This window comes from Psychrobacter sp. CX10, assembly GCF_057621575.2.
Genome location: NZ_CM177736.1, coordinates 1,300,887 through 1,317,183 on the forward strand (window position 1 = coordinate 1,300,887; position 16,297 = coordinate 1,317,183).

Sequence of the window (16,297 nt, forward strand, 5' to 3'; positions counted from 1 at the left end):
ATCTTTTTTATCTAATTAGAACAACCATTTAAAGCTAAATAAATACCATAACATGCCAAAGAAGTCTGGATGATGTCCACGAATGCTACCAATCATGTCAACAAATAAAGCAAAGGCAAACAGCATGACAATACCGAATAAGATTAATCCTATATAATAAAGTATCGTTTTCCATAGGGGTCGATTACTGTCCTCAAAGTTACCCTCAGGCAGATGTTTGTTTAAGTCATGCGGATCATTGGGGTCTATGACACTTTCGGCTTCAATCTCGGCACTAAAGTGTGGCGTGATGCTGGTGTTGATTGAAATAAGACGACCTAGGTAGCGTAACCATGCAAACGGTATCAAAAGGTACTCTGCCAATACAGGTTTAAATGTACTAGGGTACTCTTGATTAACATGACTGGCATGATAACCAAGCTTTACTCTTTGCAAAGAAACCAATGGGGTTTCTCTTTTTTGATATACGGGATGAATATAACGAATGGCATTCTTTACTTCTATAAGGTCTTCTTCATCTCCTTCCATATAGCGGCGGACAAACTCAAAATGACCTAACAGTGCGCCTTCATCATGTATATCTGCACCCAAACTATTTACAAAAGGCAGGCTAAACATACCAGTAATGGTCATACCATCCTCTGCTAAGGTAATACCTCTGATATCGCCACCATCTTTGTAAGTCGTTGCCATATAAAACTTGAGATCATCCCAGTCAAAGATGTCTACCTTACGGTTGGCTTGACGCACATATACTTTACGGGTTTTTCGATTAAAGCGTATGGGTAAATAGGTGTAAGTAAAAAGCTCGGTTGAGAGTAGTGCTATTAGCATGGCAAGAAGGAAAGTGATAAATAACAGACTGCCTAATAAGAATATTATAAATAATAATGAAGTTTCTCCAATAATTTCCATATTAAACATCATTATTATGACATATAAAATATAACTCCCTATAGTTAATAAGAACAAACTCCATGAAGTCATATCACCTCGAATTCTGTCTTGACGTCCTGTAAGCTCCATATAGGTAGAATTAAACTGAACGACGGTACGTTGCGGATAAAGCGGTACATCATAACCTTGATTTTTATCTAGCCACTTAAAGTCTTTTATTTCTTGAATTCGACCACCAAATACTTGACCAAAAGTACCATCTACTTTTTTACCTATTTCTATATATCCAAATCTAGCAAAAGGATTTCTACCATTTGTGTCTAACATGATTAGTTATCCTTTTGATCAATATCTTCGCCTTCCGCCACTTTTTCATACTGTGCTAACTCGTGTTTAAGTGACCTAAATCACTATCAATAAAGACAGTCAAAGTGTCGATAATGATTTAAAATAGCCATTTAAAACTAAATAAATACCAAAGCTTATCAAAAAATCCTGAGTCATGCCCCTTAGCGTTACCAATCATGTCGACAAAGAAAGCAAAGGCAAACAGCATGACAATCCCGAATAAGATTAATCCTATATAATAAAGTATCGTTTTCCATAATGGTCGATTACCATCCTCAAGATTACCCTCGGGCAGATGTTTGTTTAAGTTATGCGGATCATTGGGGTCTATGACACTTTCGGCTTCAATTTCGGCACTAAATTGTGGCGTGATACTGGTGTTAATAGAAATAAGGCGTCCGATGAAGCGTAGCCATAACTGTATAACGATTGCTAGATGTGTCCAATGTAGCTTCAATGCTTGTTTTGGATATTCCATGTTTTCGTCTGAATTAAGTGCTGCTAATGTTGCTCGCTGAAAAGAGATTAAAGGGGTTTCTCTTTTATGATGTACGGGATGAATATAACGAATGGCATTCTTTACTTCTATAAGGTCTTCTTCATCTCCTTCCATATAGCGGCGGACAAACTCAAAATGTTGTTTTAGCTGTGTACCCCCTAATATTTCTTTAGCTGTTAAATCACTAACAAAGGGAAAGCTAAACATACCCGTAATGGTCATACCATCCTCTGCTAAGGTAATACCTCTGATATCGCCACCATCTTTGTAAGTCGTTGCCATATAAAACTTGAGATCATCCCAGTCAAAGATGTCTACTTTACGATTGGCTTGACGCACATATACTTTACGGGTTTTTCGATTAAAGCGTATAGGAAGATAGGTGTAAGTAAAGAGTTCGGTTGACAGTAAAGTTATTAAGTATATTGCCATTAATACAAATACAAATAATATAAAACCAACATAAGCTACGCTAATAAAGTTATTTTTACTAAAATCTAATAGAATACTTAAAGTTGTGTAATATATTCCGATATTAAATATAGTTAGAAAAAAGAAACTTCCAGATGTAACATCACCTCGTATTCTATCTTGACGTCCTGTTAGTTCCATATAGGTAGAATTAAACTGAACGACGGTACGTTGTGGATAAAGGGGTACGTCATACTTTTGATGTTTATATAACCATTTAAAATCTTTTATTTCTTGTACTCTGCCTCCAAGCCCTTTACCAAAAGACTCATCTAGCTTTTGATTAATTTCTTTGTAATGTAACTTCGTAACGGGGTTCCTGCCATTGATATCTATCATTTAATTATCCTTTTGATCAATATCTTCGCCCACGACAGCACGATCGAATTGCTCTAACGTATATTCAAATGACCAATCATCATCTTTAACGCCCCAAATACCAAGATTAAGCCAATTCTCCATACCTGTCTTCTTCCAGTAACCGATAAAAAGATTGATGCCAATAAAGCCTATTAATAACACAACGCCAATACCAGTTGCAGTTGCTCCTAGACTTAAGCTAAGAAGAGTTGTTGAAACAGCACCTGTAAAAGCTGAGCCATAATAGGCATATTGAATTATGCTATTGTCATTACGACCTGCTTGATATCCTGATTGAATATCAAACCCAGCAAATATTGCCGCCCCGCCAATACTTAAACCTCTTGCAACTATAGATAATCGACTAGCCTTACGAGTAGCTTCTGATAATTTTTTGGCATCAATAGATTTTCCTGCATTTTTCATTAATTCAAGCTCACTTGCCAAAAGTTGACTGGCATTTCCACGTAGCTCCAAGCTGCCACCCAACAGCATCATCAGCCCTGCCGCAGCCTTGCTACCTTCAACTAGTCTCTCCTCCTGAGTCTTCGCTTGAAAGAAGGCATTGACCAAAAACACACAAGCGACTGTCTGTAGCATCGCACCAAAATAGTTGGCTCTAACTGCTTGGTCTATCTTTCTATTAGTAATATCTTCAAAGCGTTTGTAGTCTTTATAACCTTGATCGAAGAGTTCAGGCGTTGTAAAAACCGAACGATCAATAACCTGCCTAAGTGCACCTTTATCAGCGTAAGCTCTGTTGCTACTTTGATAGACATTCATACCCGCTTTTAGCTCGTTCTTGTCAATATAGTAGATAAAGCTTTGAGCAAAGGGCTTGTTTAGTCGTGTCACCTCACCTGAAGTTTTAAGAGCTTGATCGACACTTTCGCGTATTCTAGTCGGTAAGCTGCCACTGCCAACGATATTCATAACGCCATTCATCAGTGCTTTTCTGGCGTCTGCATAGGTTCCTTGTCCTTTGACTATAATCAGCGCCTTTTCGTGATGATAGCCAAATAAATACTCCTTTTGTGAGATCATAAGACCAGATAGCGTCTGACCTGTACGGTAGTTTTTCATAAAGGGTAGCGCAAGCTGTTCTGCTAGGCTAACCGTTGCGCCTACTTGGTTAGCAATAGCATCATACTTTGCAAAGATGCCAGCTGATCCTGTGTAGAGCAGTCCTGACCATGAGTTGGTCATAACTTCACTAGGAGTTAGTCCTGACGTTATAGGTGGCAGACTGTCAATAAAATTAACCACTTCATCTTGGTTAAATACTAAAGCCCGTGCTAGGTAGTTATTATCGTTACTTGAAGTTTTATTTGATAAATGCGAATCATATAAATCGGATAACATCGGTATGGTTGCTGTTGATCCTAAAAACTGCTGAACAGTAAGAGTATAATAGATTCTACTAATATCATCTTCTTTATCAAAGTTATAAAACATTGTGTTATTAAGATGATCGCTTTCAAAAATACTTTTATATTTAGAAGCTAGCTTATCTAATATATTATTCAGCTCAAATTTTCTATTTTTAGAATACGCTTCAAAATTTTTAAGCCATTCATTCATCTCATTTTCTCGAATAAGCTTACTATAGTTTGACCATGCTGCTTCTACCTGACGTTCTTTATATTTTAAAGCTCCTTCTTCACGAGCTTTCTCTTCTTCTAGTCGTTCTGTTTGGCTTGGCCCATCGCCTTCCCATCTTGGCATTGGTTTTGATAATTCAGTAACTTTATCGACCCTATCTATATGGCGCTGAGCATCGTATTTTGTTTTTTCGTCTATGTTTTGTTTTAACGTAGTGATAAGTGACGCAACTGTATACCTATATATATCTTCTTCAACAGGCTGATAAGCTAGCTGAGCCTGAATCATAAACTCATTCAAATCAATGAGCCCACCAACAGGATCAATAAAAAAAACATTTAAAACTCGATTAATTTCTTCTGCATTATTTTTTTCTATAGTATTAAGCGTTGTGTCTAATTTCTCACGTTGATCAGTTCTATCAGGTTGATAGGCTCTATCTGTAAATGGGTTAATAAAACCAAAATATTCATGTACTACATGTTTTCTTAATTCAAATTTACCGTCTTTTTCTGATTCATAGCTCATTAAATTATACCATCCTGCAAGCTGTGAATATACAGTCCCTAACGATGCTGTTGACGTACTTTTGGTAGCTGAAATAGGCACTTCAACCATATTATTTGTTCTAGCATCATCCACATTATTTTGATGATTGTTGATGATGGTTTTTGTCCACTTAACAGGGCTAAAGGCTATCCATAAAGTGTTAATATCCTGATTTGGATTAGGTATACGGATAAAACTTTTTAACGCTTTACAGTTATCACCAGCATGACACACAAAGTCAGTTTTAGTGATATCAGGATTGTCTGTTGGATCATGGACATTAAATGACTCAAGATATCTCCCTGCGTTAACCACATAACCATACCACGTATTATTATTATCTAATATGTAAATATAGCCTTCTCTAACCAATCTTCCGTAAGATTTGACTCTTAAATCCTCTTTATTTATTGTAAAGCCCCTACGCTTAGGAATTAGAGTAATTCCTTGTGTCACGCATTGATCACATCTTTTATCAGCCACTGTTAGCCCCTTATTCTTTATATATTAATGTGTGCTTTGTTCACTTGCGCTGTATTGCACATAGTATTCTAATAACCAGCGATTCATCATCGTCTGTCGATCCACTCGGCTGGTTAGATGCGCCGCTTTTGTCAATCGTTTTTTTGAGTCATCTACCCATTGTTGAACTAGCGGATAATCATCTACGATAAGCGGTTTATTATTAATTCCATTTTGGGTTAAAAAACGATTAATGATGCTGATATCTGCTAGTTGCTCTGGTGTCATTGGGCAATAGTTTGAATATCGCTCAAAGTGATTAGTGTCAGTAGCTAGGTAGCAATCAATACCATTAACACGATACCACTCTCTGTCTATAGGCAGCCACATTCGCTTAGGATAAGCAAAGCGATTGGCGATATAAGCTTGATGCCCTAATGATAAAAAGTGAATCGATACTTGTAGGTCTAAATAGCGAAGATGTTTTTTGTGCTGTCCTAATTGAATGATCTGATTGCGGCTTAAGTTGACAGCAATATCTGCCATATCAAGTGACCCGTCATCTACCAGCTTTTGAGTGGAGTCTATTGTAAAACGTGATAACTGAGCACTCTGCGTTAAATAAGAGTCGGGCAAAAACTCATAAGCACTAATGCGCGTTTTATCAACGCGTCTTTGAGCAGGCGTATAATCTAATAAAGCAAGTAACCCATCATTAGTATCTAATAACTCACAACGATTAATATGCTCCTCTATGATTACTCCGATATTACGGTGACCTTCTACCACAATCATAACTGGGCTATCAATCATATGATGACGTAGCAAATCTTGATCCAAAGCATAAACCGCTTTAGGATTTTCTTGTTTTATATGATTAATAAGCTGCTTTTGACTATGATGCACAATGAGGGCATCAAAAGTATTGATAGCTCTACAGTCTAATGCTTGCGTTTGTCTATTCAGACTTAATGCAGGCGTATTATTTTCATTCATATTATTGTTTAGCTCTAAGTGTTATAAGTCACTCACTGCAGCATGATTTTTTTCAGCTTCGTTTGCCAGCTGAGAACATGCCTCAAACTTCATTTGTTGTAACGCGATCGCTTTACTCTCCCCGCCCCCACTGCCCCAATCCACCTTACTCGCCTTATACCCTGCTTGTTTAGGCGTAATTAAGGTCACATTACCGCCACTCATCTCAATACCACTACCCGCCGCTTTTAGGCTTAGCGTATCAGGTGCGATAATCTCTATCTCATCTCGGCTATGAATACGCAGTATCTGTTCACTATCAAGGCGCATCTCGTCCGTATGCGCTTGTATTGTCAAATCGCCATGCGCAGCGGTGTGGGTCTGAGCTTTATTACTATATAGATGTATATTGCCAGCGGCTAGCTGATTGAGCTGAGTTTGACTGTGGTAATAAGTATTATCAATGGCGTGACTGTGGCTGCTTTTGGTGCTGGTATGTTGACTGTGTTGTCCTGTGAGTAGGGCAAGATGGCGCTGAGAGTCCATAAGTACATGCGGCTGTTGCCATTGCCCTAAGTCTTTAAGCGTACTGTCTTTGCTATGCTGACTAAAGCTACCAAACGGGGTGTAGCTGTTTTTATCTTCCTGCTCTTTTTGTTTGGTGCTGTCGAAGTCAACATTCACGCCGACGGGCTGATGCGTGTCCGCCAAAGTGTCATAAGCTTGTTGATGCTGATCTGCTGTGAGCAGCTTGCTATGACTGTGGTGACTCATGTGTGAGCTGATATTAGTTTGATGACTGGTAACATGAATGCCTTGGCTGCCCTGAAGTGTACCTGCAGCTTTGGTTTCTAAACTCATGCCACGGCCGCGCGCTTGGCCTCTAAGGTGGTCTGTATGCTGGGTGGGATACCCTAAGGTAAACCCACTTTGATGTGCACTGCTGTACAGCTGGGTTTGCGGATACTGTTCGTGCTGATCGAACATAAGCTGGTTGTAGCCGTTTATAAGGTTATCTTTGTTGGCATCCCCACTGCGGCTGGTGTCTATACTCTGGGTTTTTATGCCGTCTATGGGGGCACTATGTGTTTGGTTGTTAAACCAAACAGGACTGGTGGCATCTAGGCTGTCTGTGTCGCTTGTTTTACTGTTGTGCTGGGCGTCTTGATTACCTTGTCCATTATGGGTACTTCCGACGATAACAGGCTGGGTGATGTCTCCACCTATAAAGTCAATTAAAACGTGTTGCCCGTGGCGTAGAGGATGGGTTTGCCCCATGTGGTCTGCTACTAGGTGGCTTGCTATGGGTATCCACTGGGCTGTGTCGTTACTATCTTCTGATGTCTGCCAATGGTAGCGAATATGCGCTCGGTGATTACGATCTGTGGTGATTGCTGCACTGTCCGTATCTATGATACTAGCACTCATTAGTCCTGTAAGACTTGCATGTGGTTGTCCTAATTGCTTAAGCTCACTGCTAAATGGTATATGATGATGGTAGGGATGCGGCAGATAGAGCGCGATAATCTGATGTACCTGATCTGCTTCATTTTCCTGAACTGGGTTTAGCTCTTTTTGATTGTTGGGTTGATCTTGTTTATTCGCTTCGGCGTCTGAGGCTATGTTGGCTGGATTTGGTTGTAAGTTGGTTGGGTCAAATGGGGTGGTTCCAAGCCAGTCGGCATTTATATGGTTGTTGATAAGGTGATGTATGGAGATTAGGCTAATAGGGTCTGTTTGATATGGATTACCTTCTATACGATGTGAGCTTGGTAGGCTTAGGTGTCTAATATTACCTTTTATAAGTCCGGTATATGCGTGTTGCTGCTGGCTCAGTTGTAGGCGTTTGGCAAGGTTAGTTAGCTCATCATTATTCATGCGGGTTTGACTATGCATAAACCGTGTGTGCGTGGTCGGGTGTTGACTGGTTTGGTCAACGCTATGACTGCCTGTATAGTTATCTATGAGACGGTTGTCATATCGGTACAGTTCGGTTTGCAGGTTATGATGTTTCGCTTGCGGGGTGACGGTGGTGAGTCTGTCTTGGTTATCGGCTAGGTTCTCAGGGTTTTGGCTTAAGACACTTGAGATCTGTGATGCGTCGATATGTATTGAGGGGTGATCGTGAGCTACTAGCTCCAGCGTATGGCTATCGGCGTCATGTTTGAAGTAACCGGTGATGCCAAATAATGCCAGTTGCTGCTTTAAATAAGCCAAATCGGTTTGGTTATATTGGACACTGTGCTGTATGTGGCAGTCTTTAAGCGCATTGTCTATTTGAAAGTTTATTGGATTGGCCGCGCTTTGGTAAGGGGCGAGTAGCTCTTCTATGAGCTCGTTTAGACTTAGATGATGATAGCGTTTGTTGTGACTATTTAAGCGTAGTTGGCTTATGGCGGGTTCACAGATAATACGGTACGCGCCCATGCCTTGATTACTGCCAAGATGCTGAGCTTCGGTTATGATGCCGTTTCTTATTTGTGTGGGCTCGGTACTGTTGCCTGTACTCCAGTTTAAGCTGATGTTTTGCCCGATCCAGTCTTCTATTTTGAGAGATGCATTTTCGTTTAAAAGAATGATGCTGTAACGATAACCACAGTACAGCGCTTGTTGGCGATGCTGATAGCTTTGTTTACGCTGGTCATGGTGGTATGGGCTTGGATAGTCCGCAGGATTTGGCATGAGCTCTGCACTATCCCAGACACTATCAGGTAGGCGGTGACCTAGTAGACTTTCACTCAGTTCGGCTTTACTTATGATGCTAGTGGCTATGTCTGGATGCGCGCTATCAATTTGTAGGTGCCTTTGGGTTTGAGTCCATACCATGGCGGGTTCCTTTGGTTTCTATGGCGCTATATAAGTGCGCTATCTAATGCAGTTTTAGTAGTTTATGTGCTTATTATGACAACAAAGCTTGCTATGATAAAGCATAACTAACATCAGTCTATTTGATTTAATTTGCTATAAACCTATCTTTCTAGCTTTCATTTTAACTATAGTTATCTAGCAGTACATTTTTATTTAGTAATTGTCTTCGTTTTGATTATCATCACGCTTATTAATACCTATCATATCTGACAACATACTCAGCTGATCTTCATTCTTAATAACATGTGAAAGCCATTGGTCAAGTGGCATATCTGCCCAATCAATCGCACGTTTCAAAAGAAAAGTAACGGGACTATGTGGTTCATTTTCAGAAAAATAATCCTGAATTTGGCCCAATAGTTTTAGTGCTTGCCGGCGATTCGATTGGTGATCGCGATTGACTGGATTGAAGCTAGACTGCATTTGAGGTTGAGCAGATGCCATTAGAGTGGACGCATTTTCATTATCTAGTAAAGACTCACTATGTCCCTCTTCTGTATCAATTAGAGTAGAAGATGATACATCTGGCAGTAATGGCGCTAAATGTTGACTCAACTCTTTTAATAGATCTGTTACTGAAGAGAATACTGGGGCATCCATGCCCATTAAATCATTAAGCTGATCTGTTAGTTCGTTCCACAACTCGATGGTTTTGTTCAAAGACACCATTAACGTCTGTTGCCAGTGATCATTACTACTTCTTATGCCTTGATAGTAATCTGTTAATAGCACACCTTGGGGTAAGTCGACGTCAGGGTTTTGCTGACGCTGCTTTTCATGAGCACGAGCAGTTAAAAAGTCGTTATATGTATAGCTATGATGACTACTATCAGAAAGTGATAGCTGATTGATATCTTGAGTTAACGCTTTAACAAACCAAGATAGTAACCCTGCCCTTACATCCATGCTGTCTTCCTCACCATCTAAAGGAGGATACATGGTTAGCCAATATTCATCGTTTAAATTTATTAAAAGTTTAAGCCCCTGATTAATACCTTCAAAGTGGTCAGTATGGCTTAATGCATCGACATACCAAAGAGCGATTTTTAAATCTTTACTTACATTTATAAGTATATCCGCACACTGCTGCTTCACGAACTCCCAGTCCGCAACTTTGAGGTCAGTTACCCAGTCACCCTGCGCTAAAAGAGGATCATCCTCTTGTTTTGCATTAGAAATGGCATCTATACGTGGATCGAATGTTAAGTCTTCCCCGACCCCCTGTTGAGTGCCTTCGATAGGAGCAATAAGTGCTTCTATATCAATTAAATTAGGGTTCAAATTACTCATACTTTGATTTCCAGCTTGTAGTTCTTTATAGCTATATAACTTGATAGCTAATTTGTAAATGCTTTATTGCTTTATTGCTTAAAGACTAATATAAAATTTTAAAGTATATGTCTTAAACCTTTTAATATGCTATTCGTTTAACTACCGCTAAGGGGGTCGTTTTATGAATCACTGCCCGCTTCCAGAGAATCATCAGTTAAAGATGAGCTTTGAGACTGATCATCTTCTGACAGATTTAAATTTTCAGATTCAGGCTCTTCATCAGTTAACTCTTTATCATCGCTTTGTTGCGCCATCTGATTTAATGGGACAATAGGCGAAGTTACCAACTCATAGCTAAACTCGTTATCTTCATTCACATTTACTTTTATTTGAGTTAACTCTGCTTTGCTATCATCATGTGCAAGCAGTTTAGTGGCCAGTTGTGGTAATAGTGTATGACTGATAATTGCATCAGCATTTCGAGCTCCAGAATCCACTTCATGACAGCGTGACAAGATAAGTTCTATGACCTCAGGATCTATTACGCAGTCAATATCATAATTCTCTTTAATACGGTTAACGATTTTATTTAGCTTCATACTAATAATATCAGCAAGCGCATCATCAGAGAGTGGATAATATGGCAATACCGTCATACGACCTAAGAAAGCAGGCTTGAACGCTTTGTAAAGGTGTGGGTTGATTATTTGTTTTAAAGTATCACTATCAGGTATCTCAAACGCCGTGTTTTCAGGATCTGTATTCATGCAGGCTTGCATAATAGCTGATGATCCAACATTACTAGTCAATAAAATAAGGGTGTTTTTAAAATCTATAATTCTACCTTCTGAATCCTCCATGACTCCTTTATCAAATACTTGATAAAATAGGTCCAGAACATCAGGATGCGCTTTTTCAACCTCGTCGAGCAGCAGAACGCTATAGGGGCGCCTACGAACTGCTTCGGTCAACACCCCTCCTTCCCCATATCCGACATAACCTGGCGGTGAGCCTTTTAACGAGGCCACACTATGTGCTTCTTGAAACTCAGACAGATTAATAGTTATTAAGTTTCTTTCACCGCCATATAATACGTCCGCTAAAGCAATAGCGGTTTCAGTCTTACCCACACCACTCGGGCCTACCAACATAAAGACACCTTGGGGCCGGCTTGGATCATCAAGTCTGGCTTTAGCGGTATGAATACGTTTTACAATAGCATCAAGTGCTTGATCTTGTCCTACTACTCTTTGCTTTAGAGTATCCGCTAAATTAATAATATGGTTCTTTTCATCACCCTCCATATCGTTAAGTGGTATACCCGTCCAATCTGAAATAATTTGCTTAATCACTTGTCTATCAAGAGCCGCATGAACCAAACGATACGTTTCTTGATGATGTTTTAAATCTTGCTCGATACTTTGGTAAGTGGATTGTTTATCTAATCGATCATTCGATTCAAGCTCGCCTTTAAGCGCTTCGTTGAGTTTATCGAGCTCATTACTTAATCTAAGCTGTTCCTTCCAAGCCGACTCCATTTCATAGATAGCTTGCTGATTCTCTTGACGCAGTTCATCTAAAGCGGATATCTGTTGGCTAAGCTTCTCTTTATCATCCGCATTACCTATACGTTCTAATTGTTGACTTAAGTTATTAATATGCAGCACCAAACGTTGATCTTTAGCCCGTAATAAATCTAGCTGATTGGGTACTGAAGTTTTAGATAGGCTTACTCGAGCCGCTGCTGTATCAAGTACACTCACCGCTTTATCAGGCAATTGTCTATCACTAATATAACGAGCCGAGAGTTCAACTGCGGCTTGTAAAGCATCATCTTGAATAACGATATCAAAATGATCCTGCATTTTTGCGCCCAAACCCCGAATCATTGACACGGCAGTCTCGATATCTGGCTCTTCAACTTTTACGACTTGAAAGCGTCTAGACAATGCAGCATCTTTTTCAAAGTACTTTTTATACTCTGACCATGTGGTGGCAGCAATAGTTCTTAATTCGCCACGGGCTAATGCAGGTTTCAATAAATTAGCGGCATCATTTTGACCTGCCTGCCCGCCAGCACCTATCATAGTATGCGCTTCATCAATGAACAATATAATTGGCTTTGGAGATGCTTGTACCTCTTCAATGACTTGCTTGAGACGATTCTCAAACTCACCTTTGACACTAGCACCCGCTTGTAGCAAACCTAGATCAAGACTCAGTAATTTAACTTCTTTTAATTGATCTGGTACGTCGCCGGCAACTATTTTTTGAGCCAATCCTTCAACTACTGCTGTTTTACCAACGCCGGCTTCACCCGTCAATATGGGGTTGTTTTGACGGCGTCTAATTAAGATATCGATTAGCTGGTGTATTTCAAACTCACGACCAATAACTGGATCAATCTGATCACCTTCAGCTTTTGCAGTTAAATTGTGTGTATATTTATCTAGAGCGGGCGTCTTAATTGATGCAGTTGCATCTATTAATGACTCATCACCATCTGAATTGGTAGCCAGACCACTATTCGATTGAGAGTCCTCTGCCATTTGGGTAGCGGCAACATTGATCTCTACAGCTTCGGTACTACCTTCACATAGTTTCTCATAATCATCTTTTAGGGTGAGTCTATCTATATAAGTTAATTCTTTAGGTAATCTATTTAGCAGCTTTTGATACTCATCAAATGTCAATAAAGCTAGCAAAATATGCCCAGATCGAATTTGCATGGGCAGTTTATTAGCGCTGTTATTGTTAGGGCTATGATCAGAGCTCTGAGTGCTGGCTATTTGCCAAGCATCCTCAAATAATGATATTAATCTCTCACTAAACACTGGGCTTATGCCCACTACTTTATTAAAGTTATTTAGGTAAGCTTCGATTGCACCAATCAATTCATTTTTATTAAGTTTGGTGTATTCAATAATCTTATCAACATCATTATTTTGTGAAGATAATAGCTCTACTAATAAATGAGGTATGTCTACTTCTTTATGGCCAATATCGATACATAGTCGAGCCGCGAGTTGTAAGCTTTGACGACAACTTGGGCTTAAACGAGTAATAATTGCTTTGAGTTGGCTCATATAAAATCCTTAATTATTAAAAGCGCTAAGCGTGATGAAAATTTTAATTGGGTTTATCTATTATAAATATACACAGTTAAATAATGTTTATGCGGCATGATAGGGTAATAAGTAACGCATATCGTCATGATGATCATTTGCAGGTTTTGTCATTAAAAACCCGCCCCTACCCAAACTACCAAAACTACTCTCAGACAGCGATAAGGGTTTTATATTGTCTTTATGCAGCTCAAGTTGCATCTCTACACACAAATTTACACCGCACCACTTACGTAAGAACTCTACCACTACCATGCTCATATCGCCACTAGGCATTAATCTAAAGTAGCTGTCTGTATCCAATTCATGACAAATTATTCGAATCTTACTATCATATTGAACCGCGCGCTCTCCGCAAAAAGTTGACACGCCGAGTTGTGCAAACTTACCGCCTAGGGCGGTTTGTTCATCTTTATCTAATTTAAACCATTCGGGTACAAATTGTTCAACACTAATTTTAAGATTGAAAAACTTAGATAAAACATGAGACAGCTGGCCTGCTGTTAATCTACCAGGTGCAATCATACCTGCATAACCAATAAGACTATCAATAGACGTTATTTTTTTGGGTTGACGAGCTAACGCTCTTAAGCTTAATAAGTATCTATCTTTATTTGGATTAAGTTCATACTGTAGAGGTAGGTTGTAAAACCAACTAGACTCGACATAAAGCTCGGTCAACCTATGGTTAAATATATCTAAAAATGCTGGTGCCGCTTTGTCTTTTAAATGCATAGATCTTGAAGCAAGGTAATCTGTGTACATAGTGGGTAAAGCCGACAAAGGACCTGTTAATCCAATCATTGAAGGATATAAATCAATGGATATACCCTCATCTTTACCCTCTCCTACATTAGTATTTTGAGGATATACGGTCATTGACTCAATCTCTGCCAATGGAAAAGATAACGATAACGATGAGCGGTACTTGACATCAATGTTAATTTTATTGATGAACGACTCATGTTTGATTAATCGAATTGCCTGAATAAACTCATAAGATTGTGGCTGCTTAATTAAGTGATTTATATTAGAGGATTGAGTCCACTGCGCGGTTGACATGTGTATAACGCCTCCTTTGTCGTAGCATCTAGAATAACAACCTCAGAAAAGCTATTTAAGCTGGCATGATGTCCAAATACCACGGACAACAAATGCGCAAATTGCCTTATACTGACACCAGCAAATAACTTAGTATTGATATAGATTTCAATCACTGTTCCACGAACAAACCCCGGCTGAGGCTGTCTAAGTATTCGCCTAGATTTTATGCGTGTAGACACTGACGTGATACCGTCTATAATTTTTTTATTAGAAGCAGATTGAGAAATGTCATATAGGGACAAATACTCTTTCACCAAATCCGCATTTTGAGAGGCAAGAGCTAAAAAGTTTAGACTAATTAAAGATATTAAACGCCAGCGATCCTCACCAGTATAGTTAAAGCGCTCGGTTCTTGATGGCTGTTGTAGAAAAGATAGACTGCTAAATCCTGACATCCCCTCTGCAAATAGATCCCCACGCGATTGACCAAATATAATTTGAGAAGGAAGGTCTCGATTAGTACATAACAATGATGAACTTATACTCACATTAGCATTACTGGCGTTTTCACTGTCATTAGTGTTGTTTATGAACATGATCTGATAATCGAACCCTTGCTTAAAATCAGCCATGTCTTTATCTCGGCGTACATGGTAATAACAGCCTTCATCAGCTTGTTCATAGTGACTTAGCGCATAAAAAGGATGATATTCTTGATGTATTACCCTATTTTGGGTTTTTCTTGATTCAATAACTTTTACTACTTCATATATCTCGTGCTGATATAAGGCATGGGTATCAGGAACCAAGTCATAATAGACTTGTTTGTTAGAAACCTGTATAGGTTTACCAGCTCGTGAAAAGATATTGATAACAGGGCTACAAAAAAGCTTCAAACTGTTAGCGCTTAATTGCTGAAGGTTTTTAAGTTTAATCGTATTTTTTTTATCGAATTTAAAATAGCATTTGATTTCAAAGCCATTTGAACCTATCTCAATGTGCTTATTAAGTCCGGAAAGATTAAGTCTTAAAAAGTTAAATTTTTCTGGGAAGAAAAAATATTCTTTGAGTAAGTTTGCAGAATCGTTGTTAACTCTACTTTCGGGTAATAATTGCTCGTTAGGCGTAAACCCTATCAATTCAAAGGGACTTTTAGGAACGTTTATTGTGTTAGAACCTACAATTTCAGTATGTTTTACATCCCAGTATAAAAGGTCCCATAAGCTTGTACCTTGACTTGCATCTTGATCAATATAAATATCTAAAGGATGCTCTAGTAGTAACTGATAGTTAAACGAAGGATTCAGAGCCTTGAATTTGATTTTGATACAACCATTCAAATAGCCATCCTCTTCTGTATACACTTGATGACCTGATTCAAATACAACGGAATCAATATCTAAAGGCAATAAAGTAACTTCTTGTGTGGACTTAAACTCACAAGCAACCCCTTTGATTTTAGGCGTTTTAAAACTCGAATCTCGCGCTACTGTAATAGGTTCACTTAATGAATTAGCTTGTACGCCTAGATTAAACTTAGCAATTGATACCGATGGAAAAGGTTTGAGGTAGTCGGGATATACGACTTGTAATAATGACTCGGTGAAATCTGCATAAGAATCGTCAAGTTTTTTATTGATTCGAGCGCTTATTAAAGAAAATGCTTGTATAAGACGTTCGATGTGAGGGTCATCAACTGCATCCTGCCCCATCAGTAAACGACTCGCAATTTTTGGATATTTTTTTGCGAATTCTTTTGATTGTTTATTGAACAGATTTAATTCATGTTCAAAGTATGGCAGTAAACTATCCATTATTCCTCTAA

The 16,297-nt window shown here is 39.0% G+C and carries 9 protein-coding genes; all 9 read right to left on the reverse strand.

The genetic code is table 11. The features are described from left to right. Positions 1-15: 15 nt before the first annotated feature. The 9 genes from AC21OH_RS05280 to tssF all read right to left on the reverse strand — a co-directional run bounded on the left by AC21OH_RS05280 (position 16) and on the right by tssF (position 16,286). A complete protein-coding gene (locus AC21OH_RS05280) occupies positions 16-1,224 on the reverse strand; it encodes a DUF6708 domain-containing protein (RefSeq protein WP_487371321.1) in 1,209 nt (402 codons plus the stop codon). Between the two features lie 118 nt (positions 1,225-1,342). Beyond that, positions 1,343-2,554 carry a DUF6708 domain-containing protein gene (locus AC21OH_RS05285; RefSeq protein WP_487371320.1) on the reverse strand — a complete coding sequence of 404 codons (1,212 nt, stop codon included), beginning with the start codon at positions 2,552-2,554 and terminating at the stop codon, positions 1,343-1,345. After that, on the reverse strand, positions 2,555-5,209 hold the full coding sequence (locus tag AC21OH_RS05290) for a T6SS effector BTH_I2691 family protein (RefSeq protein WP_487371319.1): 2,655 nt from the start codon (positions 5,207-5,209) through the stop codon (positions 2,555-2,557). A gap of 24 nt (positions 5,210-5,233) precedes the next feature. Continuing rightward, complete coding sequence (locus AC21OH_RS05295; RefSeq protein WP_487371318.1) at positions 5,234-6,184, reverse strand: hypothetical protein; 951 nt, start codon at positions 6,182-6,184, stop codon at positions 5,234-5,236. Between the two features lie 21 nt (positions 6,185-6,205). After that, complete coding sequence (locus AC21OH_RS05300) at positions 6,206-8,989, reverse strand: contractile injection system protein, VgrG/Pvc8 family (protein WP_487371317.1); 2,784 nt, start codon at positions 8,987-8,989, stop codon at positions 6,206-6,208. A 195-nt stretch (positions 8,990-9,184) separates the two neighbouring features. Beyond that, the gene (gene tssA, locus AC21OH_RS05305; RefSeq protein WP_487371316.1) at positions 9,185-10,321 is read right to left on the reverse strand and encodes a type VI secretion system protein TssA; all 1,137 of its coding nucleotides are present in this window, start codon (positions 10,319-10,321) and stop codon (positions 9,185-9,187) included. Positions 10,322-10,482: 161 nt separating this feature from the next. Further along, positions 10,483-13,389 carry a type VI secretion system ATPase TssH gene (tssH, locus tag AC21OH_RS05310; RefSeq protein WP_487371315.1) on the reverse strand — a complete coding sequence of 969 codons (2,907 nt, stop codon included), beginning with the start codon at positions 13,387-13,389 and terminating at the stop codon, positions 10,483-10,485. An 87-nt stretch (positions 13,390-13,476) separates the two neighbouring features. Then, positions 13,477-14,490: a type VI secretion system baseplate subunit TssG gene (gene tssG, locus AC21OH_RS05315; protein ID WP_487371314.1), complete on the reverse strand. Its 1,014-nt coding sequence runs from the start codon at positions 14,488-14,490 to the stop codon at positions 13,477-13,479. Further along, on the reverse strand, positions 14,454-16,286 hold the full coding sequence (tssF, locus tag AC21OH_RS05320; RefSeq protein WP_487371313.1) for a type VI secretion system baseplate subunit TssF: 1,833 nt from the start codon (positions 16,284-16,286) through the stop codon (positions 14,454-14,456). The genes tssG and tssF overlap by 37 nt, the downstream gene beginning before the upstream one ends. Positions 16,287-16,297 lie beyond the last annotated feature (11 nt).